The organism is Microbacterium sp. bgisy189, assembly GCF_057707225.1.
The window spans coordinates 36,089-62,873 of sequence record NZ_JBYIPT010000011.1 but is presented as its reverse complement, the minus strand read 5'-3'; the positions used below and the strand labels follow the sequence as shown (position 1 = coordinate 62,873).

31 protein-coding genes and 1 pseudogene are annotated in these 26,785 nt (G+C 69.8%); 6 read left to right on the top strand and 26 right to left on the bottom strand.

The features are described from left to right. Position 1: 1 nt before the first annotated feature. From AC3ENX_RS12925 to AC3ENX_RS12865, 13 genes are all read right to left on the bottom strand, one after another. Complete coding sequence (locus AC3ENX_RS12925) at positions 2–1,978, bottom strand: bifunctional copper resistance protein CopD/cytochrome c oxidase assembly protein (RefSeq protein WP_434812281.1); 1,977 nt, start codon at positions 1,976–1,978, stop codon at positions 2–4. Positions 1,979–2,151: 173 nt separating this feature from the next. Then, complete coding sequence (locus AC3ENX_RS12920) at positions 2,152–2,430, bottom strand: HU family DNA-binding protein (RefSeq protein WP_434812280.1); 279 nt, start codon at positions 2,428–2,430, stop codon at positions 2,152–2,154. A gap of 272 nt (positions 2,431–2,702) precedes the next feature. Further along, positions 2,703–3,008 carry a 30S ribosomal protein S14 gene (gene rpsN / locus AC3ENX_RS12915; protein ID WP_183532622.1) on the bottom strand — a complete coding sequence of 102 codons (306 nt, stop codon included), beginning with the start codon at positions 3,006–3,008 and terminating at the stop codon, positions 2,703–2,705. 4 nt (positions 3,009–3,012) lie between these two features. Continuing rightward, positions 3,013–3,183, bottom strand: a complete 171-nt coding sequence (gene rpmG / locus AC3ENX_RS12910) for a 50S ribosomal protein L33 (RefSeq protein ID WP_029145259.1) — start codon at positions 3,181–3,183, stop codon at positions 3,013–3,015. Then, positions 3,183–3,419 carry a 50S ribosomal protein L28 gene (gene rpmB / locus AC3ENX_RS12905; RefSeq protein ID WP_005051771.1) on the bottom strand — a complete coding sequence of 79 codons (237 nt, stop codon included), beginning with the start codon at positions 3,417–3,419 and terminating at the stop codon, positions 3,183–3,185. Before rpmB ends, rpmG begins: the two co-directional genes overlap by 1 nt. A gap of 130 nt (positions 3,420–3,549) precedes the next feature. After that, positions 3,550–4,248, bottom strand: a complete 699-nt coding sequence (locus AC3ENX_RS12900) for a DNA-3-methyladenine glycosylase (RefSeq protein WP_434812279.1) — start codon at positions 4,246–4,248, stop codon at positions 3,550–3,552. Beyond that, the gene (locus AC3ENX_RS12895; protein WP_434812278.1) at positions 4,245–5,660 is read right to left on the bottom strand and encodes a hypothetical protein; all 1,416 of its coding nucleotides are present in this window, start codon (positions 5,658–5,660) and stop codon (positions 4,245–4,247) included. Before AC3ENX_RS12895 ends, AC3ENX_RS12900 begins: the two co-directional genes overlap by 4 nt. After that, positions 5,650–6,540: a TIGR03943 family putative permease subunit gene (locus tag AC3ENX_RS12890; protein WP_434812277.1), complete on the bottom strand. Its 891-nt coding sequence runs from the start codon at positions 6,538–6,540 to the stop codon at positions 5,650–5,652. Before AC3ENX_RS12890 ends, AC3ENX_RS12895 begins: the two co-directional genes overlap by 11 nt. Then, complete coding sequence (locus AC3ENX_RS12885; RefSeq protein ID WP_434812276.1) at positions 6,533–7,552, bottom strand: permease; 1,020 nt, start codon at positions 7,550–7,552, stop codon at positions 6,533–6,535. The genes AC3ENX_RS12890 and AC3ENX_RS12885 overlap by 8 nt, the downstream gene beginning before the upstream one ends. Continuing rightward, positions 7,539–7,946 (bottom strand): Fur family transcriptional regulator, encoded by a 408-nt coding sequence (locus AC3ENX_RS12880; protein WP_434812275.1) that lies wholly within the window; start codon positions 7,944–7,946, stop codon positions 7,539–7,541. The genes AC3ENX_RS12885 and AC3ENX_RS12880 overlap by 14 nt, the downstream gene beginning before the upstream one ends. Positions 7,947–7,983: 37 nt before the next feature. Then, complete coding sequence (locus AC3ENX_RS12875) at positions 7,984–8,847, bottom strand: metal ABC transporter permease (protein ID WP_434812274.1); 864 nt, start codon at positions 8,845–8,847, stop codon at positions 7,984–7,986. Continuing rightward, entirely contained in the window at positions 8,844–9,680 is an 837-nt protein-coding gene (locus AC3ENX_RS12870; protein ID WP_434812273.1) for a metal ABC transporter ATP-binding protein, read from the bottom strand. Before AC3ENX_RS12870 ends, AC3ENX_RS12875 begins: the two co-directional genes overlap by 4 nt. Then, a complete protein-coding gene (locus AC3ENX_RS12865; RefSeq protein WP_434812272.1) occupies positions 9,677–10,663 on the bottom strand; it encodes a metal ABC transporter solute-binding protein, Zn/Mn family in 987 nt (328 codons plus the stop codon). Before AC3ENX_RS12865 ends, AC3ENX_RS12870 begins: the two co-directional genes overlap by 4 nt. Before the next feature lie 172 nt (positions 10,664–10,835). Here AC3ENX_RS12865 and AC3ENX_RS12860 point away from each other — a divergent pair, with 172 nt between their 5' ends. After that, a complete protein-coding gene (locus AC3ENX_RS12860; protein WP_434812271.1) occupies positions 10,836–11,345 on the top strand; it encodes a P-loop nucleotide/nucleoside kinase family protein in 510 nt (169 codons plus the stop codon). A gap of 137 nt (positions 11,346–11,482) precedes the next feature. On the opposite strand, the gene AC3ENX_RS12855 is transcribed toward AC3ENX_RS12860, so the two are convergent. Continuing rightward, complete coding sequence (locus AC3ENX_RS12855; protein ID WP_434812270.1) at positions 11,483–11,734, bottom strand: DUF4287 domain-containing protein; 252 nt, start codon at positions 11,732–11,734, stop codon at positions 11,483–11,485. A 57-nt stretch (positions 11,735–11,791) separates the two neighbouring features. Between AC3ENX_RS12855 and AC3ENX_RS12850 the strand changes: the two genes are divergently transcribed. Further along, a complete protein-coding gene (locus tag AC3ENX_RS12850; protein ID WP_434812269.1) occupies positions 11,792–12,535 on the top strand; it encodes a hypothetical protein in 744 nt (247 codons plus the stop codon). Between the two features lie 53 nt (positions 12,536–12,588). Here the strand turns inward: AC3ENX_RS12850 and AC3ENX_RS12845 are convergent, their stop codons facing one another. The 3 genes from AC3ENX_RS12845 to AC3ENX_RS12835 are packed head-to-tail and all read right to left on the bottom strand — an operon-like array spanning position 12,589 to position 16,060. Then, positions 12,589–13,944 carry a dihydrolipoamide acetyltransferase family protein gene (locus AC3ENX_RS12845; protein ID WP_434812268.1) on the bottom strand — a complete coding sequence of 452 codons (1,356 nt, stop codon included), beginning with the start codon at positions 13,942–13,944 and terminating at the stop codon, positions 12,589–12,591. An 11-nt stretch (positions 13,945–13,955) separates the two neighbouring features. After that, positions 13,956–14,933, bottom strand: a complete 978-nt coding sequence (locus tag AC3ENX_RS12840) for an alpha-ketoacid dehydrogenase subunit beta (RefSeq protein ID WP_434812267.1) — start codon at positions 14,931–14,933, stop codon at positions 13,956–13,958. Continuing rightward, the gene (locus AC3ENX_RS12835) at positions 14,930–16,060 is read right to left on the bottom strand and encodes a thiamine pyrophosphate-dependent enzyme (protein WP_434812266.1); all 1,131 of its coding nucleotides are present in this window, start codon (positions 16,058–16,060) and stop codon (positions 14,930–14,932) included. The genes AC3ENX_RS12840 and AC3ENX_RS12835 overlap by 4 nt, the downstream gene beginning before the upstream one ends. Before the next feature lie 128 nt (positions 16,061–16,188). Here AC3ENX_RS12835 and AC3ENX_RS12830 point away from each other — a divergent pair, with 128 nt between their 5' ends. Further along, a complete protein-coding gene (locus tag AC3ENX_RS12830) occupies positions 16,189–16,632 on the top strand; it encodes a GIY-YIG nuclease family protein (protein WP_434812265.1) in 444 nt (147 codons plus the stop codon). Positions 16,633–16,648: 16 nt separating this feature from the next. On the opposite strand, the gene AC3ENX_RS12825 is transcribed toward AC3ENX_RS12830, so the two are convergent. Next, positions 16,649–17,713, bottom strand: coding sequence for a histidinol-phosphate transaminase (locus tag AC3ENX_RS12825; protein WP_434812264.1), 1,065 nt, complete (start codon positions 17,711–17,713; stop codon positions 16,649–16,651). Between the two features lie 64 nt (positions 17,714–17,777). Between AC3ENX_RS12825 and AC3ENX_RS12820 the strand changes: the two genes are divergently transcribed. Next, positions 17,778–18,176 carry a phage holin family protein gene (locus AC3ENX_RS12820; RefSeq protein WP_434812263.1) on the top strand — a complete coding sequence of 133 codons (399 nt, stop codon included), beginning with the start codon at positions 17,778–17,780 and terminating at the stop codon, positions 18,174–18,176. 1,306 nt (positions 18,177–19,482) lie between these two features. On the opposite strand, the gene AC3ENX_RS12815 is transcribed toward AC3ENX_RS12820, so the two are convergent. Next, entirely contained in the window at positions 19,483–19,746 is a 264-nt protein-coding gene (locus AC3ENX_RS12815; protein WP_434812262.1) for a hypothetical protein, read from the bottom strand. Positions 19,747–19,852: 106 nt separating this feature from the next. Between AC3ENX_RS12815 and AC3ENX_RS12810 the strand changes: the two genes are divergently transcribed. Both AC3ENX_RS12810 and purB read left to right on the top strand, forming a co-directional pair. Next, positions 19,853–20,365 carry a low molecular weight protein-tyrosine-phosphatase gene (locus AC3ENX_RS12810; protein ID WP_434812261.1) on the top strand — a complete coding sequence of 171 codons (513 nt, stop codon included), beginning with the start codon at positions 19,853–19,855 and terminating at the stop codon, positions 20,363–20,365. A 28-nt stretch (positions 20,366–20,393) separates the two neighbouring features. Next, the gene (gene purB, locus AC3ENX_RS12805) at positions 20,394–21,773 is read left to right on the top strand and encodes an adenylosuccinate lyase (RefSeq protein ID WP_434812260.1); all 1,380 of its coding nucleotides are present in this window, start codon (positions 20,394–20,396) and stop codon (positions 21,771–21,773) included. A 134-nt stretch (positions 21,774–21,907) separates the two neighbouring features. Here the strand turns inward: purB and AC3ENX_RS12800 are convergent, their stop codons facing one another. The 7 genes and pseudogenes from AC3ENX_RS12800 to AC3ENX_RS12770 all read right to left on the bottom strand — a co-directional run bounded on the left by AC3ENX_RS12800 (position 21,908) and on the right by AC3ENX_RS12770 (position 26,725). Next, positions 21,908–22,234 (bottom strand): amino acid transporter, encoded by a 327-nt coding sequence (locus AC3ENX_RS12800; RefSeq protein ID WP_434812259.1) that lies wholly within the window; start codon positions 22,232–22,234, stop codon positions 21,908–21,910. Next, positions 22,231–22,881 (bottom strand): acyl-CoA synthetase, encoded by a 651-nt coding sequence (locus tag AC3ENX_RS12795; RefSeq protein WP_434812258.1) that lies wholly within the window; start codon positions 22,879–22,881, stop codon positions 22,231–22,233. The genes AC3ENX_RS12800 and AC3ENX_RS12795 overlap by 4 nt, the downstream gene beginning before the upstream one ends. A 40-nt stretch (positions 22,882–22,921) precedes the next feature. Next, entirely contained in the window at positions 22,922–23,794 is an 873-nt protein-coding gene (locus tag AC3ENX_RS12790) for a carbohydrate kinase family protein (RefSeq protein ID WP_434812257.1), read from the bottom strand. 1 nt (position 23,795) lies between these two features. Beyond that, the gene (locus AC3ENX_RS12785) at positions 23,796–24,236 is read right to left on the bottom strand and encodes a hypothetical protein (RefSeq protein ID WP_434812256.1); all 441 of its coding nucleotides are present in this window, start codon (positions 24,234–24,236) and stop codon (positions 23,796–23,798) included. 5 nt (positions 24,237–24,241) lie between these two features. Next, a pseudogene (locus AC3ENX_RS12780) lies at positions 24,242–24,331 on the bottom strand (VOC family protein); the annotation flags it as partial. Between the two features lie 211 nt (positions 24,332–24,542). After that, positions 24,543–25,856 (bottom strand): DUF6716 putative glycosyltransferase, encoded by a 1,314-nt coding sequence (locus AC3ENX_RS12775; protein ID WP_434812255.1) that lies wholly within the window; start codon positions 25,854–25,856, stop codon positions 24,543–24,545. Continuing rightward, the gene (locus AC3ENX_RS12770) at positions 25,853–26,725 is read right to left on the bottom strand and encodes an N-acetylneuraminate synthase family protein (protein ID WP_434812254.1); all 873 of its coding nucleotides are present in this window, start codon (positions 26,723–26,725) and stop codon (positions 25,853–25,855) included. The genes AC3ENX_RS12775 and AC3ENX_RS12770 overlap by 4 nt, the downstream gene beginning before the upstream one ends. Between the last annotated feature and the right edge of the window lie 60 nt (positions 26,726–26,785).

The following is a 26,785-nucleotide window of genomic DNA, read 5'->3' as shown; positions in this document are numbered from 1 at the left end:
GTCAGCGCGCCCTGCGCGCGTCGCGTTCGGCGAGCGCTGCCAACTGCGCGTTGTACTCCTCGAGTTCGGCATCGCCGGTGCGGTCTGCGTGGCGATCCGCCCTGCGCTGCATGCGCTCGTCGGACCGGCTCCACTGGATCGCGACCGTGATCGCGAGGATGAGCGTCGGGATCTCACCGATCGACCAGGCGACACCGCCGCCGATGTACTGGTCTTCGAGCGGCGTCGGTCCCCAGGTGCGCCCCATCGACCCGAACCATTCGGCGACGAACAGGCTCTCGCTCATCATGATCGCGATGCCGAAGAAGGCGTGCATCGCCATGACCGCCAGCAGGGTCACGAGACGGAACGCGTACGGCAACCGCAGCGGCACCGGGTCGATGCCGATGAGCGAGAGCACGAACAGGTAGCCCGAGATGAGGAAGTGCGCCGTCATCCACACGTGCCCGAGGTGGTCGTAGAGCGACCATCGGAATAGGTCGGTGTAGTAGAACGCCCACAGCGACCCGATGAACACGGCTGCGGCGACGAGCGGATGCGTGACGACCCGCGAGAACGGTGTGTGCACCGCCCACAGGATCCATTCCCTGGCCCCGCGCGTGCCGTCTTCACGTTTGCGGATTGCACGGGCAGCGAGCGTGACCGGCGCACCCACGACCAGGCACAGCGGGATGGCCATGGTCAGCAGCATGTGGCCGATCATGTGCATGCTGAACAGGTAGTCCTGGTAGGCGTTGATCGGCCCACCGGTCACCCACAGCAGTGCGAGCATGCCCACCGTCCACATCACGGTGCGAGCGACCGGCCAGCGATCGCCGCGGCGATGCAGACGCCAGACTCCGGCGAAATAGAAGAAGAGCCCGAAGCCGACGACCGTCAGCCACAGCAGATCGATGTCCCACTGGGTGAACCAGCGGTCGATCGTCAGTTCGGGCGGCAGCGGTGCGCCGGTGAGGTACTCGGCGGGCGACCGATCGGTCGCCAGGGTCGTGTCGACGGGCGGCGGCGTGCGCGAGAGGGCGACGGCGGCACCGCTCGCGATGCCCATGAAGGCGAGTTCGAGCGCGATGAGGCCCCAGAACCTGCCCGCGCCGCCCTTCACGCGGATGCCGTCGATCAGCCGTCGCCGGTAGATCGCGCCGAGCACGCCGATCAGCAGCAGCGCGGCGATCTTGACCATGAGCAGCGCACCGTATGCCGATGCCAGGTGCTCCCACGCCACGACGCCGATCACGGCGCGCGCGAGGCCGGAGCCCGCGACGACCACGAAAGCCGCCAGGGCGAGGCTCGAGTACCGCTCCAGCAGCGCGTGCATCTTCTCGCGGTCGAGCTGGGGACGCACGATGACGAGCAGGACGATCCCGCCCACCCAGACGGCCGCGCCGATGATGTGCAGCGTGAGGGCGGCGACGGCGATGTTGTGGTTCGCCTCTGCACCCGAATGCCCCTGCGTCGCCATCGGCACGAGCGCGGCGACCGCGGCGATGCCGATGAGCAGTGTCATCGTCCAGCCCCGGAACGCGAACGTGAGCACCGTGATGACGGCGCCCGCGAGCGTCGTGATGAGCCAGGCGAGCCCGAGCTCGGTGCCGACCAGGAAGTTGCCCAGCTGCGCGCCGAACTGGGCGTCGGCGCTCGGGGTCGCACCCAGCACGTTGAGGAAGGTGAAGTAGGCGGTGAGGCCGCTCGCCACAGTGAACACCGCCGCCCCGGCCGATGCGGTGTCGAGGGCGGTGTCGAACGGCCGCTCGCGCGCTTCGAGCCCGAACAGGGCGAGCACGAGCGCGCCGACCATGACAGCCGCCGAGAGATTGACGACGACCTTCGCGACCGGCAGCCCCCAGCGCACCACCGGACCCGGGTCGTTCAACTGCAGCGGATCGGCACCGCCACCGTACGCGAGGCCGACGATGAGCATCAGCAGCGCGGCCGCGACGAGAATCACCGGCCCGACGAGACGGAGCGCGCGACTGTTCACACGTTCCAGCCTAGATCGCGTCGGCGTGCCCGCAGACAGCAGAAGGGGGATGCCTCGCGGCATCCCCCTTCCAGCGTCAGATTCAGGTTTCGATACACCGCGGCGTCAACGCCGCGGCACTCAACCTGAGTCGCAGCCGCGTCAACGCGCTTCGCACATTGACCCGGCTCGACTCACTTGACGGCAGCCTTCAGCTTCGAGCCCGCGGTCACCTTGACGCGCTTGCCGGCAGCGATCTTGATCTCTTCACCGGTCTGCGGGTTGCGGCCCGTGCGAGCGGCGGTGTCGACCGACTCGAAGGCGATCCAACCGGGGATCGTGACCTTCTCGCCCTTGGCGACAGCCTCGGACACGGTGGCGAACAGCGAGTCGAGCACGCCCGAGACGGTCGACTGGCTCTGGCCCGTCGCGCTGGCGATGCTGGCAACGAGCTCGGTCTTGGTGATAGCCATTGGGTTGTCCTCCAGACGGCGGGTTACGCCGCCTTCAGTTCCTGCGGACCGAGCGGCGGACACCGCCCGGCTGGTCGTTCGACCGCGACCGAATATACCCACGAACCGCGTGATTCCGCGGATTTCCGCGCATTCCTGGTCATACTCCCCGGCGTGTCGCGTGACAGCTGTGACTGATGTGACTTCTGTGGCGTTCGACACGTCATGCGCGTCGCGACAGACGAAAGGCCCGGCTCCTCCGAAGAGGAACCGGGCCTTCGCTGCTGTGGTGCTTACCAGCTCGACTTGGTCACGCCGGGCAGCTCGCCACGGTGTGCCATGTCGCGGAAGCGGACACGCGAGATGCCGAACTTCGACAGGTGGCCGCGGGGGCGACCGTCGATGGCGTCGCGGTTGCGCAGACGCACCGGCGACGCGTTGCGCGGCAGCTTCTGCAGGCCGACGCGGGCGGCCTCGCGGGCCTCGTCGGTCGCGTTCGGGTCGACCAGGGTCTTCTTCAGCTCGGCACGCTTCTCGGCGTAGCGGGCGACGACCTCTTCGCGCTGCTTGTTGCGCGCGATCTTGCTCTTCTTCGCCATGAGATCAGCGCTCCTCTCGGAATTCGACGTGCTTGCGGACCACCGGGTCGTACTTCTTCAGCACGATGCGGTCGGGGTTGTTGCGGCGGTTCTTGCGCGTCACGTAGGTGTACCCCGTGCCGGCGGTCGAGCGCAGCTTGATGATCGGACGGACGTCCTGAGCCTTCTTCGCCATTAGAGCTTCACACCCTTCGCGATCAGGTCCTTCACGACCGACTCGATGCCGCGGGCGTCAATGACCTTGATGCCCTTAGCCGAGACGTTCAGCGTGATCTTGCGACCAAGCGAAGGAACGTAGTAGGTCTTCTTCTGCACGTTCGGGTCGAAGCGGCGCTTCGTCCGGCGGTGCGAGTGCGAGATGTTGTGACCGAAGCCGGGAACTGCTCCAGTCACCTGGCACACTGCTGCCATAGTGATGTCTCCTTACGCCCCTGATGAGGCGATACCGTGAGGCCGGACGGCCCCACCCAAGATCCCTTGTCTGCACCATCCGCCAGGCGGACAGCGCGAACTGCGTGCTGGAGTGCGCGCAGACAAAGAGCTACTTTAGCACGGTCGGGCGTGTCGCCTTGACCTCGGTGGCGCCGCGGCCCCAGCGGAACGGCGAGACCGTCGGGTCGCCCGCGATCCAGAACCGCCACGGAAACGCCTCGGTGCCAGCGATGCCCGCGACCCCGACGCGGGGGCCCGAGGCGATCGCCTCGACGGGATGCCGTGGCAGCTCCAGTCGCGCGACCGCACCCGCCTGCTCGGCACCGGTCACCGCGTCGATGCCGTCGTGGACGGGATGCCGCAGGCCCACCGCCGAGCCGAATCGACCCGGGCCTCGCGCGAAATCCCGCGGCGAACGGGCCGACGCGCGGCGCCGCGCTGCGGCATCCGTCCCCTCGATCACCTCGCCCGCGCGCAGCAGGATTCCGCCCGCGGTTCCGTCGGGACCGCACACGACGTTGACGCACGAATGGATGCCGTGGCTCAAGTAGACGTAGAGATGACCGGGCTCTCCCCACATCGTCGCGTTGCGGGCCGTGCGGCCCATGCGCGCGTGCGAGCCGGGGTCGGGCAGGTCGCCGGTGCCCTGCCCGTGGTAGGCCTCGACCTCGGTGAGACGCACCGCAACGGTCTCGCCGTCGACCGTCGTTCGCAGCACACCGCCGAGCAGCCGCGGTGCGACGTCGACAGGCAGCCCTGCGAGCGCGGCGCGGGTCGCAGGAACGAGTGCCGTGGGCACGTCCGTCACAGCGGCGGAGCCGTTTCGCACCACGAGATGTCGAACCCGGTGAGCGCGACGATGTCGTCGCCGTCCTCGAGCGAGACGATGTGCGTCTGCAGCGTCTCGGGGAGCGGCAGCAGGTAGCCGTCGTACGGGTTGTCAACCACGTTCGGCGCGACGAGGAACGCGGCGTACCGGCCGCTCGGCGACACGCACGTGTGCACGAGCGCATCGCCGACCGCGGCGGCGAACACCTCACGCGTTCCCGCGTCGTCGACGACCACCACCGACGTCGATGTGCTGCCGTCGGCCCCGCTGAGCGCCCGCAGACTCGCACCCGACCCGCCGGGCAGCGGCGTCACGGTCGAGACGAATCCCAGCGTCGGGTCTGTGGGCAGCAGCTCCTCCTGCTCGCCCGTCGCCAGATCGAGCCCGATGAGCCCCTCCGTCGTGTCGATCAGTGCCAGGGTCGACCCCGGCGAGATGCCGTGGATGTGCACCGCCGTGCCGAGCGCGACCGGCGCGGCCCCGCCCGGAGCAGCCATGGTCAGCGCCCCATCGAAGGTCATCATGAGCACGTCGTCGGTGCCCGGCACGAACCGCCAGTCTTCGACGCGCGCCTCGCCCTCGCGCTCGACGGCGAGCGGGTCGGCGTCCGGATCGTCGGCGGATGCCGTGTAGAGGATGCTCTCTTGGGCGCCGGCGGTGCCGACATCGGCATCCGTGAACGTGTAGCCGATGCGCGATCCGCGGTCGGCGACCTGCAGGTTCGTCACGCGCCCCTCGCCGGGCAGCGTGAGTTCAGCGGGGTCTTCACCGTCGAGCCCGACGACCGTCACATGCGATAGGCCGTCGTCATCGGTCGTGTTGACGACGAGGTGCTCCCCCGAAGCGCGGTAGTCCTCGATGCGCGGATCACTGAACACGGGCACCGCGGCAGTCGCCTCGAAATCGGTGCGGAAGATGCGGTCCTCGCCGTCTTCACCGCCTCGAAGCAGCACGTACGAATGCAGTGCCGGTGTCGTGAACGACTCCTCGAGAGTGCTCACGGTGCCACCGCCGACGCCCTCGACCCCGTCGATGCGGATCGTGTAGTCGGTGGCATCCCACAGCGGCAGCGCGAAGCGGATGCCGATGCTGCGGCCCGACGTGTCGACGGTGAACGCCGTCTCGGGCGTCACGGTCACCTGCTCGGGATCGATGGCGGCGACGGCCTGACTGAGCGTGAAGATCACGCGACTGCCCGACGCTTCGATCGCCGTCGCGGGGTTCACCTGCACGTCGGTGACCCGTGGACCCTGCACGGTCGTGAGCGCGGCGCCGCCCAGCCCGACGGCGAGCAGCAAGCCCGCAACCAGCGCGAAGGCACCGCCGAACGGGCGACGGCGCGACGGCGCGGCCGCCGCTCGCTGTCGGCTCCGGCGGGTGTCAGTACTCATACGGGTCCTTCGGCTGGTCGATCGTCTCGACCTCGGCCGCCTCGATGACCAGGCGACCGCCGTCGTCGCGCACCGTGCCGGTGACCGTGACCCACTCCCCCGTCGCCGGCACGTCGGTCGCCGCGATCGGCAGGACGGCGGGCTGGGCGTCGATGACGCAGTGCGTGACGACCATGCGGGTGAGTTGGAATCCGGCATCCGCGGGCGTCACGAATCCGGTGAGCGCCACGCGTGTGCCGGCGAACGCCTCAGGATCGGTCGCCGTGGCGAACACGGTCACCCAGTCGCCGACTCCGAACGACGCGGTGTCACCGGTCGCCGCCAGCTGCACCGTGTCGGCGTCTTGGAACAGCGGCGCGGCACCGAGGTCACGACTCATCGCGAGCTCCGTCGAAAGGACTGCCGGCGGAGTGACCACGATCGTCGCGACGATGCCCGTTGCGACGACCCCGCCGATCGCGACGAGCACACCGCCCGGCGTCACGCGGGGCCGAGAGTGGTCGCCACGTGTCGTCTCGCTCCGCTCGCGAGGCGACCGCGAGCGCGCGGCAAGGCTGCTCTCGCGCGCGGCACGACGCGATTCGGGTGGTTGCGTGCCGCCGCGCAGCGGCGGCGTATCGAAACCATGCCCCGCTCCCCCGTGATCGTGCCCGTGATCGGCCTCGGCGCCGAGCGGCAGCAGGAACGACGCCACGGCGCCGATGAGCGCGATGACCGCCATCGACACGGCGAACCACGCCCCGTCGGGGTTGATGTACAGCGCGAGCTGTCCGGTCAGCGCCAGCGCGATCGTCGTGGCCGCGAGCGCAGCCGCGAGCCCCACGCCGAGCAGGCGGGTGGCGAGCGAACCGGCGACGGACGACGCGTGCGTGTCAGACAACGAGGTTCACCATTCCTCCGATCGCGACGGCCGCCAGCAGCACGATGACGACGATGCCCGCGAGAGTGCGGGTGCGGAACGTCGTGCGCAGCAGGGCGAGCATCTTCACGTCGACGAGCGGACCGACCAGCAGGAACGCGACGATCGACCCGGGCGTGAAGGTCGATGCGAACGACAGCGCGAAGAACGCGTCGACGTTCGAGCAGATCGACACGACCATCGCGAGGGCGATCATCGCGATGATCGACAGGGCCGGGTTCGAACCGATCGCCAGCAGCGTCTCGCGCGGCACGAGCACCTGCACGCCACCGGCGAGCGCAGACCCGATGACGAGTGCCGGCATGACCGCCCGCAGTTCGACGATCAGTTGGGTGATCGTGCGGGCGGCCTTTCCGGCATCCGTCTGTTCGGCGACGGCGCACGCATCGCGGAAGCGCTCGGTGATGAGGGCGTCGGGGTCGGGATGCCGGCTGTACAGCCACCCGATGAGATTCGCGATCGCGTACCCGCCGAGGAGGCGGGCGATGAGGATGCCGTCGTCGAAGCCGAACGCCTGGTGCGTCGTGATGATGACGATCGGGTTCACGATGGGCGCCGCGATCAGGAACGTCATCGTCTCGGGCACGCTGAACCCGCGCATCATGAGGCCGCGGGCGAACGGCACATTGCCGCATTCGCACACCGGGATGAGCATGCCCAGCAGCGACAGCACGGCCCGGCGCGCCCACGCGCGCCGCGGCATCCATCGTTCGATGACGCCCGGCGGCAGCCACACCTGCACGACGATCGACAAGATCACGCCGAGCACGACGAACGGCAGCGACTCGATGAGCACGCTGATTGCGAGGGTCAGGCCGTCCTGCGCACGCGTCGGCAGCGACGGGCCGGGGGTGAGCAGCGCGAGGACGATGAGCGCCGCGACGACAGCGGCCCCCGCCCCGAGGTTGACGAGGGTGCGGGTCAGCTCGCTCCGCGGGGCAGCCGCCGCGGTGCGGGTGTCAGCTCGGGTCACGATCGGCGCGGGCGGTGCATGCCGCGCACAGCCCGAAGATGTCGACGACGTGCTCGGCGCGGGTGAAGCCGTGGTCGGCGGCGGTCTCGCGCGCCCACTGCTCGACATCGGTCGCCTGGATCTCGACCGTCGTGCCGCACGACCGGCAGATGAGGTGGTGGTGGTGGCCGCTGCTCTCGCAGGCGCGGTAGATCGCCTCGCCCTCGGGACTCTGCAACTGATCGGCCTCGCCACTGGATGCCAGATTCGCCAGCGCGCGGTAGACCGTCGCCAGGCCGATGCCGGTGTTCGCCTCCCGCAGGGCGGCGTGCAGGTCCTGCGCAGAGACGAATCCCTGGGCGTCGGTCAGCGCTTCGCGGACGCGTTCACGCTGCCAGGTGTTGCGCTGGGCCATGCCGCGAGTCTAACCGCGGCGCCTGTGCGCGGGCTCGTCACGCATGGGCGCGGGTGACGCGGCCGCGGCGGGCACCGACGATGCGGCACACGAGGTAGATCGCGAACGAAATGGTGGTGATGTAGGGACTCACCGGCAGCGTGCCCATGACCGCGAGCAAGATGCCGCCGACCGCCGACACGAGCCCGAACACCGCCGCGAGCGCGGGCACGGCGACCGGTCCCGATGCGACCCGCATCGCCGCGGCCGCGGGTGTGACGAGCAGCGCCATCACCAGCAGCGCGCCGATGATGTGCACCGCGACGGCGACGGTGAGTCCGAGCAGCAGCATGAAGGCGAGCGAGACGCCGACGGTCGGCACACCGCGCGCGGCGGCGGACTGCGGGTCGAGCGAGTCGAAGCGCAGCGGACGCCAGATGAGCACGAGCGCGATGAGCACGAACGCCGAGATGCCGATGAGCCAGCCGAGCTCGCCCGTCTGCACCGACACGATCTGCCCGGTCAGCAGGCTGAACCGGTTGGCGCTGCGCCCGTCGTAGAGCGAGAGGAACAGGATGCCGAGGCCGAGGCCGAACGGCATGAGCACGCCGATGATCGAGTTGCGGTCGCGGGCCCTCGCGCCGAGCCAGCCGATGAGTGCAGCCGCGACGAGCGAGCCGAAGATCGACCCCGTCACGACGTCGACGCCGATCAGCAGCGCCGCGGCGGCGCCGGCGAAGGAGAGTTCGCTGATGCCGTGCACCGCGAACGCCATATCGCGCTGCATCACGAACACGCCGATGAGGCCGCCGACGAGGCCGAGGATCGCGCCGGCCCACAGCGAGTTCGACACGAGCGCGAGGATCTCGCTGTAGAAGGGGATGCCGCCGAACATCGCATCCTGCACGTCGGCCCAGTTCACGCGTGACCCCCGTGGTCGTGGTCGTGATGGTGGTGCGATTCCTCGGCATCCGGCGCGCCCACGACGACGAGCCGGTCGCCGGCGCGCAGCACGAAGACGGGAGCCCCGTACAGGTCGGTGAGCACGGGCGAGGTGAGCACGTCTTTGGGCTTGCCGAGGGTGAACCGTCCGCCGGCGAGGTAGAGGATGCGGTCGACCTTGCCGAGCACCGGGTTGATGTCGTGCGTGACCAGCAGCACGGCGGCCCCGCTCTTGCGGTGCTGGTCGATCAGGCGCACGACCGCCTGCTGGTTGGCGAGGTCGAGGCTCGTGAGCGGTTCGTCGCACAGCAGCAGCCGCGGATCGTCGGCGAGCGCCTGCCCGACGCGCAGCCGCTGCTGTTCACCGCCGGAGAGCACGCCGACAGGTCGGTCTGCGAAGTCGGTCGCGCCGACGGCCTCGATGAGGTCGTCGACCCGCTGCCGTTCGCCGCGGCGCGGCACCGGCAGCCCGAAGCGGTGCCCGTTCACGCCGAGCGAGACGAGGTCGCGGCCGCGCATCGAGGTCTCCCGCGGGAGCGGACGGGCCTGCGGCAGGTAGCCGATGCGCCGGTTGCCGCGGCCGCGCACGGGTTCGCCGAGCGCCGTGATGGCGCCTTCGCTGAGCGATTCGAGCCCGAGGATCGCCCGCAGCAGCGTGGTCTTACCGGCACCGCTCGGGCCGAGCACCGCGATCAGCTCGCCTGGCTCGACGTCGAGGTCCAGCCCGCTCCACAGCTCGCGGCCGTCGCGGCGCAGCGCCGCACCCCTGATCTGCAGGGGCGGGGCGGCGGGCTGCGGGGCGCGCTCGGTCATCGGGTCAGCGTACCGGCGAGCTCGTCGACGTTGCGCTGCATCCAACTCGTGTACGTCTCGCCGTCGGGCAGCAGTTCGGTGAAGGCGAGCACGGGAATGCCGGCATCCGCTGCCGCATCGGTGACCGCCTCGGTCTCGGCGCCGCCCGTCTGCGCGTTCGTGATGACGACGTCGACGTCGCCCGACGCCAGCAGGTCGAGGGCTTCGAGCATCGTCGCGGGCGGCACGTCCTGCCCTTCCTCGACCGCCTCACTGAAGGCGGACGGGGTCACATCGACGAACTCGGCGGCAGCGGCGAGGTAGGCGGGCACCGGCTCGGTCGCGAACACCTGCGCGCCGCCGGAGGTCTCGGCAAGATCGGCGATCGTGGTCTCGAGCTGCTCGATGCCGCCGGTGAACTCGGCGAGCGCCGCAGCGTACGCATCCGCGCCGTCGGGGTCGAGCTCGGTCAGGTGCGCCGTGATGTCTTCGGCGAGATGGGCGATCGTGTGCGGGTCGTACCAGACGTGCTCGTTGAAGCCCTCGATGTGGTTGTGCCGATCGTGGCCGTCTTCATCTGCGTGGTCGTGGTCCGCGTCCGCCTCGGCGTCGTGGCCCTCATTCTCGGGGTAGTCGTGCGAGAACTCGACGGCGGTGAGCACGTCGGCATCCGTTCCGGACGCCTCGACGAGCGCGTCGATGAACGCGTCGTACCCGCCGCCGTTCTCGACGATCAGATCGGCCCGCGAGATCGTGAGCTGGTCGCGGGCGGATGCCTCGTACGAGTGGGGATCCTGCGAGGTCGACGTGATGATCGACGTGACCTCGACGCGGTCCCCACCGAGCTGCGCGACGATGTCGCCGTAGACGTTCGTGGAGGCGACGACCTGCACGCGCTCGCCCTCGCCCGCCGCCGTCTCCGTCGCCATGGCGCAACCGCCGAGCAGGAGGGTCGCCCCGAGGGCGGCGGTCGAGACGGCGAGGATGCGAGGGCGAAGCGGCATGCTCACACTCTAGTCGCTATTGATAATCGTTCTCAATCTTGCGCGTGCCGGGCTGTGTCTCGGTGCGTTCCGGCGACAGGAGATCTCACCGGAACAGGACGATCAGGGGCGCATCGTCCTGTTCTCGCGCGTTCTCCTGTCCTCGTGATGCAGAAGGCGGCAGGCTGACGGCATGCTCATCGTGATGGCGGGACTCCCCGGGTCGGGCAAGAGCACCATCGCCGAGGCGGCAGCGCGGATGCTGTCGTGCGCCGTCGTCGCCGTCGACCCGATCGAAGCGGCGATGCGCACAGCGGGCATTGCGCACGATCAGCCCACTGGACTCGCGGCGTATGTCGCCGCCGAGGCCGTCGCGCGCGCCCAGCTCAGGTTGGGGCACGTCGTGATCGTCGATGCCGTCAACGATGCCGAACCCGCGCGAGCACAATGGCGGGATCTCGCGGCATCCGAGGGCGCGCGACTCGAGTTCGTCGAGGTCGTGCTCGCGGATGCCGACGCGCACCGGTGCAGGCTCGAGACCCGCAACCGCGACCTCGGTTTCCCCGAGCCGACGTGGGCGTCGGTCGACGCCCGTCGTTCGGGGTTCGACGGCTGGATCGACGACCGGCTGCGTTTGGATGCGACCCGGCGCATCGCCGAGAACGCCGCTCTCATCGCCGCCCTCGTCTCCGACCGAGGCTGACGGACGACCCCTCAGCTGCGCAGCATTCAGTCTCCGCCGCGACGGATCCAGCGTTGTCGACGCGGAATCCCGCGGCATCGACCGGCCAGCGGCTTCGCGGGGACTGAATACTGAACACCCCACCGACCGCCTCGGGTTCAGGCGCCGAGTTGGGCCTTCACCCACGCGACGATCGCGTTGGCGTGGCCGTGGCCGAGTCCGTGGTCGGACTTCAGCCATCCGACGATCGCCATATGCGTCTCGCCCGCATCGAACCGCTCGACGGTGAGGTCGATCCAGTGCTGCATCGGCTCGCCGTACTTCGCCTCGATGTTCGGAAAGTACGACACCGGGCCCTTCGGCTTGTCGGCGGGATCGATGACGGGGGCGGTCACGCGCGAGGTGCTCACGGCGTGAGGTTAACACCTGGACGCCCTCGCCTGAAGCGATCATGGCAGGATCGCGGCATGACGCTGCCACCTCTCTCGCCGCCGCAGGAAGTCGGGGGTCCCGATGGATACTCGTACGGCGCCGTCTACGTGTCTTCGGATGACCGCCCGTCCGTCAGCGACGCACTGCGCACGATCGGATTCTCCGGATGGATCGCGCCACCCCAGGACGGCTGGATCGTCGCGGTCGGCGACCCGGGCGCGGGCATCACGGCATCAGCAGGACGGGGCATCGTCGAAGTCGGCGCGCACCTGGCGTCGTCGTTTACTCCGATCCTGGCCGTGCGGGTGCGCATCGACCGCCAACTCGGCGTGGTCGCCTGGCAGGCCGGCGACGAGATGATCCGCTACAGCAGCGACCCGTCGCAGGAGCCCGACGCCGACAAGGAGGTCATGACCGAGCCTGTCGGCGAGGAGGGTGCGGAGGCGCTGGCATCCGCACTCGAGCGACCCGATGCCGCCGAAGCCCTGGCGGAGCTGCTGGGCGAAGAGCTCGACACCGACAGCGTCTACGAGTCGGAGCGGCTGCGGTCGGTGCTGCGGCTGCTCGGGCTGCCGGAGTGGGTGATCGCAGCGGAATCACTCCCCCGCAGGGTCCCCGGCGGCCCGTCGCGAGCCGAGTTCATCCGCCTGCGCGCCGGCCGCGAGGGATTCGCCGGCTGGCTGATGAGCCGCTTCACTCGCCGCAGCCGCCCGGCGCCGCCGATCATCACCGACCCGCCGCGTCAGCACCTGTCCGGCTGGGAGCTCGGCCTCTACTGAGTCACCCCGCTGTCGCGTGCACGACGTCGCGGACGGGCGAGGGGGATGCCGGATCAGTCCAGCAGCAGGGCGGGCTCTTCCAGCACGCTGGCGACGTCGGCGATGAAGCGGCTCATGCCGTCGCCGTCGATGACGCGGTGGTCGAACGAGCCGGAGACGGTCGTGACGAACCGAGGGCGTACCTCGCCGTCGACGACCCACGGCTTCTGCCGGATCGTGCCCATCGCGACGATGCCCGATTCGCCCGGGTTGATGATCGGGGTGCCGGCATCCATCCCGAACACGCCGATGTTCGTGATCGTGATCGTGCCGCCCTGCTGATCCGCGGGCGACGTCTTACCCTCGCGGGCAGTCAGCGTCAGCTTCTCGAGCGCCTTCGCGAGGCCACGCATGTTGAGATCCTGCGCGTCCTTGATGTTCGGCACCAGGAGGCCGCGCGGGGTGGCGGCAGCGATGCCGAGGTTCACGTAGTTGCGCACCCGGATCTCGGCCGAGCCGTCCTCGTTGTCGATCCACGCGGCGCCGACCATCGGGGTGCGGCGCACCGCCCACACCACGGCGCGGGCCATGATCAGCAGCGGCGAGACGCGGATGTCGGCGAAGTCGGGCGAGGCCTTCAGGCGCTTGACGAGCTCCATCGTGCGGGTCGCGTCGACGTCGGTCCACACCGACACGTGCGGGGCGGTGTACGCCGAGCGCACCATCGCCGACGACGTCGCCTTGCGCACGCCCTTGACCGGGATGGCCTCCTCGCGGCCCTCGTCCAGCGCGGGAGCGGGCCCGGTGGGGCGGGGCGCTGTGGTGACCGCAGCATCCGGCTGCACCGGAATCGTCTGCTCGCGCTCGACCGGCACCTCCGGCGTCGCGATGTTGCGGAAGACGGAGGCCTGCGACGCGTGGCCGACCACGTCGTCGCGGGTGACCTCGCCGTCGGGACCGGACGGCGTCACCTGCGACAGGTCGACCCCGAGATCACGGGCGAGCTTGCGGATCGGGGGCTTGGCGACGACACCGACGGATGCCTTCACCGGGCGTTCTGCGGGCTTGCGGCGGCGTGACTTGACCGCACCGCCGGTGCCGTAGCCGACGAGCACGGCACCCTCCCCCTCGGCCTCGGCGTGCTGCTCGCCGTGCGCGGAGTGACCCGACGACGCGTCGGGAGCCGCGGCATCCCCGGCGATCGTGATGATCGGAGCGCCGACCTCTACGGTGGTGCCCTCTGCGACGAGCAGCTCACCGACGGTGCCGTCGAACGGCGACGGCAACTCGACGAGCGACTTCGCGGTCTCGATCTCGACGATGACGTCGTTGACCTTGACGGCATCGCCCGGCGCGACGCGCCACTGCACGATCTCGGCCTCGGTCAGTCCCTCGCCGACGTCCGGCAGGTGGAAGGTCTGGGTGCTCATCCTGACTCCTGTCAGTAGGCGAGGGCGCGGTCGACGGCCTCGAGGATGCGGTCTGCGTCAGGCAGGTAGGTGCCCTCCAGCTTCGCGGGAGGGAAGGGGGTGTCGAAGCCCGACACCCGCAGCACGGGCGACTCGAGCGCGAAGAACGCCTTCTCCATGACGGTCGCGGCGATCTCGGAGCCGAGGGAGTTGAACTGCGGCGCCTCCTGCGCATAGACCATGCGGCCGGTGCGGCGCACCGAGTCGAGGATCGGGCCGTAGTCCACCGGCGACAGCGAACGCACATCGACGACCTCGCACGAGGTGCCCTCGCTCTCGGCGAGCGCCGCGGCCTGCAGCAGGGTCGTCACCATCGCGCCGTGGCCGACGAGGGTGATGTCGGTGCCGCGGCGCACGATGCGCGACGCGTGCAGCGGCAAGGCGCGCTCGTCGACGTCGACCTCGCCCTTCATCCAGTACTTCGCCTTCGGCTCCATGAAGATCACCGGGTCGGCGGAGCGGATCGCATCCTGGATCATCCAGTACGCATCGTTCGGGGTCGACGGGGCGACCACGCGCAGGCCGGGCGTATGGGTGAAGTAGGCCTCGGGGCTCTCCTGGTGGTGCTCGACCGCGCCGATGTGTCCGCCGTAGGGGATACGGATGACGATGGGCATCTGCACGGCGCCCTCGTGGCGGTTGGTGATCTTCGCGAGCTGAGAGGTGATCTGGTCGAAGGCGGGGAAGACGAACCCGTCGAACTGGATCTCGCACACCGGCCGGAACCCGGCCATCGCGAGCCCGATCGCGGTGCCGACGATGCCGGACTCCGCCAGCGGGGTGTCGAGCACGCGGCGGTCGCCGAACTCGGCCTGCAGCCCCTCGGTGACACGGAACACGCCGCCGAGGCGCCCGATGTCCTCACCCATCAGCAGCACGTGGTCGTCGGCCGCCATCGCGGCGCGCAGACCCGCGTTGAGGGCCCGGCTGAACGGCATCGCCTGGCTCATGCCTGCTCCTCCTCGAACGCCGCCTCGTAGCCGGCGAGCCACTGCTTCTGCTCGGCGACGAGCGGATGCGGCTCGGTGTACACGTGGTCGAACGCGAGGTCGACCGACACGTCGCCGAGCGCGTTCGTGCGCACGCGCACGTCGTCGGCATACGCGGCGGCCTCGGCATCCACCCCGTCGAAGAACGACGCGGCAGCGCCCTTGCCTTCGAGGTAGGCGCGCATGCGGGCGATCGGATCACGCGTGGCCCACAGCTGCTCCTCGTCGGAGGTGCGGTACTTGGTGGGGTCGTCGCTCGTCGTGTGCGCACCCATGCGGTAGGTGAGGGCCTCGATCGCACGCGGCCCGGCACCGCCGCGCGCCTCGTCGAGCGACGCCTTCGAGACCGCGTAGCTGGCGAGCACGTCGTTGCCGTCGAGGCGGAACGACGGCATGCCGTAGCCCTCACCGCGGCGGTACAGCGGCGCACGCGACTGCGTCGCGACCGGCACCGAGATGGCCCAGTGGTTGTTCTGTAGGAAGAACACCTGCGGAGTCTGGTAGCTGTTCGCGAAGACCATGGCCTCGTGCACGTCGCCCTGACTGGATGCGCCGTCACCGTAGTAGACCATGACGGCCTGGTCGGTCTCGGCGTCGCCCGTGCCGCACTTGCCGTCGAAGACGAGTCCCATGCCGAAGCCGGCCGCGTGCAGCGTCTGCGCACCGAGGACGAGCGTATAGATGCGGGTGTTGCCGTTCTTGGGGTCGGTCGGATCCCATCCGCCGTGCGTCATGCCGCGCATGAGCCGGATGATGTCGATCGGGTCGACCCCGCGGGTCGTGCACACGACGTGCTCGCGGTACGAGGGGAAGATGTGGTCCTGCGCGCGGGCGGCACGCACCGAGCCGACCTGCGCGGCCTCCTGCCCGAACGACGGCGGCCACAGGGCCAGCTGCCCCTGACGCTGCAGATTGGTCGCCTGCCGGTCGAACGCCCGCACGATGACCATGTCGCGATAGAACGTCTCGAGGTCGGCATCGGTCAACGACTCGACGAGCGGCAGGAACCGCTCGGCTTCGGGCGTGGGGGCGAACGTGCCGTCTGCGGCGAGGACGCGGATGAGGGCAGGATCTTCGGCCGACGTCATTCCTTCACGCTAGCGCGGTCCGTATGCGACCTTCTGCATGCGCGCCACAACGGATCGCCCGATTCGACTGCGGTGGCCGACAAGCGCCGGTCGGCCGCGATGTCGGCGGCCTTGGGCAGGATGCCGGTGTGCCCGAGTCGATGCCGTCGGCGTGCCGCGTGTGCGGCGGCGTCGAGGGTGCGCGGCATCCGGTCGGCGACGGCGATCACGCGTGGCACTGCGACCGGTGCGGCTGGCGGGTGGGTGATGCCCCCGACGCCGACCTGCCGACCCCGCGCGTCTCGGTCGTCTATTACCTGCGGTACGCACAGCGGGTGAAGATCGGCACCTCGGCGACGCCGAGAGCCCGACTCGCTGCGATCCGCCACGAGGAGCTGCTCGCGTTCGAGCAGGGCGGACGCGATCTCGAGCAGCAGCGGCACCGGCAGTTCGCCGCGCTCCGCGAGGGCGGTGAGTGGTTCACCCTCGCGGCGCCGCTCGTCGACCACATCGAGTCTCTGCGCACCGGACGCGACCCGTGGGCGACCTACGACCGGTGGTTGGGCGACGCGCTTCGCGCGCGATCTTCCTGAACGCCGGTCTGCGCGGTCAGGGGGCGACGGATGCCGCGACCTGGACGATCTTCTCGATCGCGCCGAGTTCGCCGACCGAAATGCGCACGCCGTCGCCCGCGAACGGACGCACGATGAGCCCCGCGGCGTCGAACGCCTCGGCGACCTCGACCGCGCGGTCGCCGGCGGGCAGCCACACGAAGTTGCCCTGTGCGTCGGGCACGTTCCAGCCCGCGTCGCGCAGTGCGAGCACGAGGTCGTCACGGCGGTCGGCGAGTTCGGCCACACGCGCCCGCAGTTCGGCCTCGGAGTCGAGGCTCGCGAGCGCCGCCGCTTCGGCGGGCGCCGTCACCGACAGGGGGATGCCGGTGGTGCGCGCGGCGTCGAGGATGCGGGGGTGGCCGACGGCGTAGCCGATGCGCAGTCCCGCCAGGCCGTACGCCTTCGAGAAGGTGCGCAGCACGACGACGTTCTCGCGCCCCGACGCGAGCACACGCTCACCGTCGACGGCTTCGAGGTCGGTGACGAACTCGGCGTACGCCTCGTCGAGCACGACGAGCACGTCGCCCGGCACGGCCTGAACGAACGCGTCGAACGCGGCCTGCGTGACGATCGGGCCGGTCGGGTTGTTCGGGCTGCAGACGATGATCATGCGGGTGCGATCGGTGACCGCCTCGGCCATCGCGTCGAGGTCGTGCTCTCCGGATTCGGTGAGGGGCACCGTGACCGCGGTCGCGCCGGCGACGACGGCGAGGCCTGGGTACGCCTCGAACGAGCGCCACGCGAAGAGGATCTCGTCGCCCGGCCCGGAGGTCGCCTGCGCCAGCTGATACAGCAGCGAGACCGAGCCCGCGCCGACGTGCACGGCATCCGCATCGACACCGAACCGCTCCGCCAGACGCGCGCGCAGTCGACCTGCCGACGCGTCCGGATAGCGGTTGACCGCCGTGGCCGCCTGCATCGCCTCGACGACGCGCGGCAACGGCGCGAACGGGTTCTCGTTGCTCGAGAGCTTGAACGAGTCGGTGCCCGCCTGCTTGCCCTGACGGTAGGGCGGCAGCGCGGCGATCTCGGGACGGATGCGAACAGGGAAGTCGGTCACGACACGAAGTCTACGGAGCGGGCGCACATGGCAGTGGCCAGCGAGCGCATGACAGACTTCCGCCATGGGATTCCTCATTCGCGTCGTCGTCAACGCGTTCTCGATCTGGGTCGTCTCCCTCATCTCCGCACTGCAGGTGAGGGTCATCGCGTTCGCGCCGGGCGAGACCCTGCAGCTCGTCCTGACCCTGCTCGCCGTCGCGGTCGTGTTCGCGCTCGTGAACACGATCATCGGCACGGTCGTCAAGATCGTCGCGTTCCCGCTCTACATCCTCACCCTCGGGCTCATCTCGCTCGTCATCAACGGGTTCCTGCTGTGGCTGACGGCCTGGATCACCGGCTTCTGGGACTGGGGTCTGCGCGTCGACAACTTCTGGCTCGGCGTCGTGGCGGCCCTCGTGATCTCGCTCATCAACTGGATCTTCGGCATCATCCTGCGCCCGCAGACCAAGAAGCAGCGCTGACGCTCACACCCCGCCGCCGCCCGCGCTCCGACCGCCCCCTTCGGCTCGACCCGCTGGGCCGAGTACGTGATGGTCTGCACCGCGGTCGCACCCGCCAGCCCCGAGAACACGTCGCGCACCGCCCCCATCCGCGGGTCGCGCGAGGCATCCAGCTCGACGGCGGTCTCGCGGTACTCGTCGAGCATGTGCGAGCCGATCACATTGTCGTCCAGCCCGGCGTTGCGCTCGACGACGATGCTGCCGGTCGCGCCCGTGGTGTGGCCGAAGCCCCCGTCTGTCAGGGCCGGCACGATGTCGTCGGTGTGCCGCAGGGTCACCGAGAGCACGTGGCCGGGCAGTTCGACGGCGAGCCCGTTGCCCATCGACACCGCCGTCTCGACGCGATAGTCGGTCTGCGCTGCGAATCGCGCGTTGACCATCGCACCCTGCGAGTGCCCGATGAGGTGGATGCCGTCGTCCTTCGTCACGCCGGCATCTTCGAGTGCCTGCTCGAGGGCGAGGTACGACCCAGACTCTTGCCCGCCATAGGTCTCGAGGTTCGACTGCACGTCGAACGGGTCCGACCCCGGCAGTCCCCACTGCTGCGTGCCGGTGGTGTAGACGAGCACCTCTCGTTCGCCGTTCGGCATCGTGTAGATCTCCACACGGATGCGGCTGCCCTCGCCGCCGGGCATGCGATCGACGAGGGATGCGACACCGCCGGGCGCGGTTCCCCCTTTCTCCTCCAGGCGGTCGACCCGCACCTGTTCCGCGGTCGGCTCGAGCCTGTCGCCGGCGTCGACGCGCCCCAACCCCATCAGGTGGACGGCGGCGAGCGCGCCGAACGATAGCGTCCCGAACCACGGTGCCAGCACCCCGAGTTGCGCGGTCGTGTACACGAACTGCCCCGCGACACCGGCATAACGCCCCGCACCCCACTGCGCCTCGAGCATCGAGGCTCCCAGTCCCGCCGCAAACGCTTGGGATTCGAGGTTCGCAAGGCGCGTCTCGTGCTGGGCGATGAGTCCTTCGCCGCCGGCCTGGCGCGCCGAGGCGAGGGCCGCCCGCTCCTCGACGATCTCGTACAGCAGTGCGACGTGCGAGAGGTCGTCGGCGTGGCGGTCGGCGCGATCGCAGCCCTCGGTCACCACGCGGCGCAGGTACTCGACGTTGCCGTACGCCCCGGCCGCGTGCATGCTGCCCGACGCCTGCTCGAGGGCGCGCTGCACGCCGCGGGCTGAGTCGGCGAGCGTTCGCCACCGCGCGGACGCGGCACGCAGGCTCTCGGTGTCGACGGCGACCACGCCACCGCCGCGAATCTCGATCGTCACGGGGAGGTCACCTCCGCCCACATGCGGCACGCCGCCGCGCGGAGGTTGTCGATCTCGACGGCCATGACGCCGCGCATCGTGGCCCACTCCCGGCACCACGTCGCCGCCGAATCGCGATAGGCGGCAGCCGACGTCGATTCCCATTCGGTCGACGTTGTGAGCTGCCAGCCGTCCATCAGCATCGCATCGACGACGTCGAGTTGGGCGCTCACGAGGTCTTTCGCATCGGTCACAGCTCGGGCTTGTTCGATCGTGGTCATGTGCCGATCGTCGCGTGCCGTCGACGGCGGGGATCGCGCCGGCACCCCGAACGGTGGAAAGGTGCACGGCATCCCACCCTGTGCAGGAGGCGACGACTCGTCCACAATGGAACCCGTGCCACCCGCCTACGACCCGTTCCGCGTGGTCTTCGTCTGCACCGGGAACATCTGCCGCTCGCCCATGGCCGACGTCGTGTTCCGGTGGTTCGTGGAGCAGGCGGGACTCGGCGATCGGGTGGTCTCATCCAGCGCCGGCACCGGTGACTGGCACGTCGGCGAACGGGCAGACAGCCGCACCGTCGCGGCCCTCGAGCGTCGCGGGTACGACGGGTCGAAGCACCGCGCACGCCAGTTCACGATGGAGGACTTCGACCGCAACGACCTGATCGTCGCACTCGACCGTTCACACGAGCGCAGTCTGCACACCTGGGCGCGCACGCCCGCCGACGCCGACAAGGTCTCGCTGCTGCTGCCGTTCAGCGGTGGCGACGACGGGCTCGACGTGCCCGACCCGTACTACGCGGGCGAGAAAATGTTCGACGACGTGCTCGGTATGATCGAACGAGCGAGCCGGGCGCTCTTCCGGCAACTCGAACCCGCAATTCGTCCGACGTCCTGAGCGCCCGTTCATCACCGATCGGAGTCTCGTGACCTCTCTGCCGCCCCAACCCCTCAGCCCCCTCGACGGACGGTACCGCGCAGCGGTCACCGGGCTCGCCGATTACCTGTCGGAGGCGGGGCTCAACCGGGCCCGCGTCGAGGTCGAGGTCGAGTGGATCATCGCCCTCACCGACCGCTCGCTGTTCGACGCGGCGCCACTGTCGGATGCCGACAAGGAATCGCTGCGGGCGTTGTACCGCGACTTCGGTCAGGCAGAGATCGACTGGCTCGCCGAGAAGGAAGCCGTCACCCGCCACGACGTGAAGGCCATCGAGTACCTGGTGCGCGACCGCCTGTCGTCGCTGGGACTGGATGCCGTCGCCGAGCTCACCCACTTCGCCTGCACGAGCGAAGACATCAACTCCGCCTCGTACGCCCTCACCGTCAAGCGGGCCGTCGAGCAGGTGTGGCTGCCGAAGCTGCAGGCGGTCATCGACGCGCTGAAGGCCCTCGCGGTCGAACACCGGGATGCCGCGATGCTCTCACGCACGCACGGCCAGCCCGCCACGCCGTCGACGATGGGCAAGGAGCTGGGCGTCTTCGCCTGGCGCCTGCAGCGCGTCGCCGACCAGATCTCCGGCGGCGAATACCTCGCGAAGTTCTCGGGCGCGACCGGCACCTGGTCGGCGCACCTCGCCGCCGCCCCTGATGTGGACTGGCCCACCGTCGCCCGCGAGTTCATCGAGGGCCTCGGCATCGACTTCAACGTCTACACGACCCAGATCGAATCTCACGACTGGCAGGTGGAGCTGTACGACCGTGCCCGTCACGCCGGCGGCATCCTGCACAACCTCGCGACCGACGTGTGGACCTACATCTCGATGGGCTTCTTCGCGCAGATCCCCGTCGCGGGCGCCACCGGCTCGTCGACGATGCCGCACAAGATCAACCCCATCCGCTTCGAGAACGCCGAGGCGAACCTCGAGATCGCCGGCGGACTGTTCGCGACCCTGGCATCCACCCTCGTCACCTCGCGCATGCAGCGCGACCTCACCGACTCGACGACGCAGCGCAACATCGGCGTCGCGTTCGGGCACTCGCTACTCGCGCTCGACAACCTCTCGCGCGGTCTCACCGAGATCTCGCTGTCGCGCGACGTGCTGCTGGCCGACCTCGACGCGAACTGGGAGGTTCTGGCCGAGGCGATACAGACCGTCGTGCGCGCCGAGATCGTCGCCGGCCGGTCGCAGATCACCGACCCGTACGCGCTGCTGAAGGACCTCACCCGCGGCCGCCGCGTCGGCGGACCCGAGCTGGCGGAGTTCGTGCGCGGCCTCGACATCGGGGATGCCGCGAAGGAGCGTCTGCTGGCGTTGACCCCCGCGACCTACGCGGGCCTCGCAGACCGCCTCGTCGACGAGCTGTAAGCCGTCGCAGCGCGGGGCGGGCGCGGGGCGGGCGCGGTGAGTCCGCGATTCGAGCGCGAGTCCAGGCGGCACAACGCCGGACTCAACCTGAAATCACGGACTCGGTGAGATCGCGGCGCAGCAGCCGCGTGCAGTCAGCTGCGCGAGGGGTCCGCGTCGGGGGTGCTGTCGCCGGGCTGGTCTTCGGGCAGCAGCACGGGCTTGTCGACGCCGCGGTTCATCTGCGCGGGATCGACGGCCAGCATGAGCAGCGCCATGATCACGAGCGTCGCGATGAACGCGATGCCCGCCACCACGAGCGAGACGATGACGACGTGCTGACGCTGCGCGCCGTCGAGGTTCTGGAAGAAGCCCATCGCGACGAGCGCGATCAGGCCCGCGAACGCAGCAGCGCCGAAGGCGAAGCCCAACAGCTGCACGGGCTTCATCAGCTCGCGACGCGTGGGGTGCTCGTCAGTCATGCGCGCTCTCCTGCCGGGTCGGTGGCGGCCTCGGTGACGGATGCCGCAGAATCGCCGGCCTCTCGGTGCGGCGAGAACCCGGCGATGCCGAGGAACACCGCGACGATCGCCGCGTAGCCGCCGAACAGTCCGACGGCGATCGTGATGCCGGTGAGCGTGAACCACGCGCCGGCCTCGTCGATGAAATAGTCCAGGCTGTAGGCCGGATTGACGATCAGCAGGCCCACCGCGAGCGCCAGCGTGACCGCGCCGACGAGGATCGCGTCGCGAGCGTCGGCGTCACCGCGACGGCGCTGCACGATGCCGGCCACCAGTTCGGCCACACCCGTCACGATCGCCCACGCGATGACGAGCACGAAGAACATCGTCGTCGTACGCAGGGGCGGCAGTCCGCCGATCATGCCGGCGATCATCATGAGCACGCCCAGCACGACGCTCGGCGCACGCCGACCTGCCGGATAGACGAGCCACGCCGACAGCAGCAGCACGAGACCGGTCGCGATCGCGAACCCGCTGAAGACCGCGAGCCCGACGTTCGCCGAATGATCGGCCGTGAACGTGATCATCACGGCGGCGAGCGCCGCGAACAGCGCACGCGCGATCTGCACGTGGCGCACCTCGAAGGCGCGCGGGGCGGTGTGGGACACGTCGAAACTCGTCTGCAAGCGGAAGCGGAACCCCTCCAGTCTAGGTCGTCGTCCCCTCCGCCGCGGCCAGGGCGGGATGCAGGTGCACCGTTGCCAGCGCGGTCACCGCCTGCGCGGCACCGGCCCGCAGCGCGGCGGTGAGGTCGGCGTTCGCGAGGCCACCGGCATCCAGCACTGCGGCGAGCACACCGGCGAAGAACGCGTCGCCGGCACCGTTCGTGTCGACCACTTCGGCCTGGGCCGCGGGGACCGCTGTGCGGCGCCCGTCGCGGTCCAGCGCGATCGCGCCGTCAGCCCCGAGCGTGCACACCGCGAGACGCGGACCGCGCGCGATGCACGAGGCGAGGAGTCCCCACGGGTCGTCAGTGCGATCGGCGTTCATGAAGACGACCTCCGCCCGCCGCAGGAACGGTTCGTGGAATGCGGCCGCGCCGTCGTAGTCGTGCAGGTCGGTCCACAGCGGCACGGATGCCGGCAGTCGCGGCAGCAGGTCGGCACCCACCGCGCTGAGATCGAGCACCGCTACGTCTGCACCGGCGAGGTCGGCTTCGATCGCGGCGAGCACGTCGGGACCCGCGGCATCCGGCGTCGACACGTACAGCGACACCCGCCCGCCCGCACGGGTCATGAGATTGACGTGGCGTTCGGTGCCCGCCGTGTGCGCGACCAAGTCGACCCCGGCACCGCGCAGGGCCGCCGCGACGCGCCGCCCGTCCGCGTCATCACCGAGCAGCGCGTGCAACCGACTGTCGACCCCGAGCGCGTGCAGATGCAGCGCCTTGCCGGCCGAGGTGCCGCCGACGGTGTGCACGCTCGCCTCGGCGAACTGCATGTGCGGGGTCGGCTCGGGCAGGCGGTCGAGGACGATCAGATGGTTCCAGGCGGCGGGACCTGCGACGACGACGCGCGGCACGTCAGCTCACGGCCTTCTTCACGAGGGCGCGCACCCGCTTCTCGACTTCGGGGTTCATCTCGAGCACGGCGTACGACACCGGCCACATCACGCCGTCGTCGAGGTTCGCCGGGTCGTCGAAGCTGATCGTGCCGTACCGGGTGTCGAACTTCGACGCCGGCTGGTAGAACACGACGACCTTGCCGTCCTTCGCGTACGCCGGAAAGCCGTAGAACGTCTTCGCGGCGAGCTCGGGCGCCTCTTCGGCGACGATGCGGTGCAGGGTCGCGGCGATCGCGCTCTCGACGTCGCTCAGGGCTTCGATCGCGGCGACGCACGCCTCGTATTCCTTCGCCGTCTTCGCGGCGCCCTTCAGGCCCTTCGTGGAGCGGATCTCGTCGGCGCGCTGCTGCATCGCCGCCTTCTCGGTGTCGCTGAACGTGCCGTTCTTCTTCTCAGCCATGTGCCTCAGCCCTTCTGCTGCAGTCGGATGGTGTTGCCCGCCGGATCGCGGAACGCGCAGTCGCGCGTGCCCCAGTCCTGGTCCATGGGCTCTTGGGGGCGATCGCCTCGACATCCAGCGTTTGCGCGTACTCGCGGTCCACGCGGTCGCGGGCGCGCCGCAGCATCGCCAGCGTCTCGCGGTCGACCGTCACGTTCCCGATGATGCCAGCCGCGGGCGAGACGTGTCCCACTTTCGGTTGCTTCTGGGGCTTCAGAGCGTCCGAAAGTGCGACATGCTCTGCCGAAAGTGGGACAACGCCCGGCGTCAGGTGCGCACGGGGCGGCGGCGCAGCATGGGGTCCTGGCGCAGTGCGGGGGTGATGGTGATGTCGGTCGTCGGGTCTGACCACGACTCCCGGCCGCGGTTGCCGCGGACCTTGCGGGCCGTGAGCAGTGCCTCGCGCACCGGCACGCCGATCGCGTACGCGACGCTGCCGGCGAGGGTGCGGTCTTCGTAGCCGAGCACGCTCTTGCGGTCCCACGCCTCGCGCAACGCCCCACCCCGCCGGCGAGGCTGCAGGCGCTCGGGCAGTTCGCCGCGGCGGCGACGGCTGACGAGATCCTCGACCTGCGACCACCACGTCGACTCGGCAGGATCGTGAAAGTAGTTCTCGTCCATCCATGCGAGCGACGGATGCCGGAACCGGCGCGCGATGACATCGTCGGCGTCGCCGAACAGCCCGCTGCCGTGGAAGACCGTGTTGAGGTTCGCTTTGCTGACCCCGAAGGTGTCGAGCGCGATCACCGGCACCCCGCACGCGATCGCTTCGATCGCCGCGGTCGAACTCACCGTCACGAGCCCCTCGGCGCGGCCGAGGGCGGCACTCATCGGCTGGTGCGAGAAGACGAGGTTGCGGGGGCGGTCGCGCAGCAGGTCGGGGAACGAGTCGCGCTCGAAGTGCGTCTCCTGCTCGCCGGGACGCGCCCGCAGCTTCACAACGACCCGCCGCGATGGCGACGCCTCGGCGGCCGCGCGCAGGATGTCGGCGAGCTCGCGCCGCTCACCGGTCGTCGTGGGGATGAGTGCCTGTGCGGCGAACACGAGGTCGGTGCCGGTGCGGTGCGGGGTCACCGGCTGCGCGAACGGCAGCGTCGCCAACCCGACCGGCACATCGACGCCGAGACGCCCAGCGAGGTCGTCGAACGCGCGCGCCTCACGGCGCGAGTGGATGACGAACAGGTCGGATTCGCGGCGGTAGGTCAGTGCGCCGCGCTGAGCGGGGATCGAGATGCCCGGCATCCCGGTGACGACGACCGGCCGCGGATGGATGCGATCGATCTGGCGCAGCACGACCCGCACGAACGGTCCGCGCCCGGCGATCACGACGACATCGGGGCGCGCGTGGCTGAGCCAGCCGGCGAGGGCCGTGTAGTCGACGCGGGCGACGTCATCGCTCGTGAACCGGGTGCCGGCGAGCGCCGACTGCTCCTGATCGGTGCTGACCGTCAACGGCGTGCGCACGAGCACCATCTGACGGCGGATGTCGGGGACGGCATCGAGCAGCGCCCCCGCCCACTTCACATACGAGTCGGCATCGGCGATCGCCACGACCCGCAGCTGACCGCCGGTGATGCTCATGCCGGCACGCGGCGGAGCTTCGCCATGGGGGCGAGCTCGCCGGGGAAGACCTTCTTGACGCCGTCGCCCAGGGCCTCCTCGATGACGCGGATGTCGCGCACGAGGTGTTCCAGGCCCGACGGCTCGAGCGACGCGGAGTGGTCCGAACCCCACATGGTGCGGTCGAGCGTGATGTGACGCTCCACCGCGACCGCGCCGAGGGTGACCGCGGCCAGCGAGATCTGCAGGCCTCGCTCGTGTCCGGAGTACCCGACGGGCACCGAGGGGAATCGGGCCTGCAGCGTGGGGATGACGCGCAGGTTCGCCTCGTTCGGCTCCATCGGGTACGTCGAGGTCGCGTGCAGGATGACGAGGTTGTCGGTGCCGAGCAGATCGACCGCGCGGTCGATCTGCTCGAGCGTCGACATGCCGGTCGACAGGATGATCGGCTTGCCCGTCTCGCGCAGCGCGGTGAGCATCTCGGTGTCGGTCAGCGAAGCCGATGCCACCTTGTGGGCGACGACGTTGAGGTCTTCGAGGAACTGCACGCTCGGCACATCCCACGGCGACGCGAACCAGTCGAGCCCCGCCATGGTCGCGTAGTCGCCGATCTCGACGTACTCGTCGCGCCCGAACTCGACGCGGTGACGGTACTCGAGGTAGGTCATGGTGCCCCACGGCGTCTCGCGGATCGTGTCGCGCATGTGCGGCGGCGTGGCGATCTCGGGGGTGCGCTTCTGGAACTTCACGGCATCCGCACCGGCGCGGGCCGCGACATCGATCAGATGCTTGGCGATCTCGACGTCACCGTTGTGGTTGAGGCCGATCTCGGCGATCACATAGGTGGGGTGTCCTGCACCGATGGTGCGCGATCCGATGTTGACGGTCATGTCGACTCCTCTCGAAGGTCGTGTTTCATTGGTACGCCGCGTGTGTGAACGCGGCCGCAC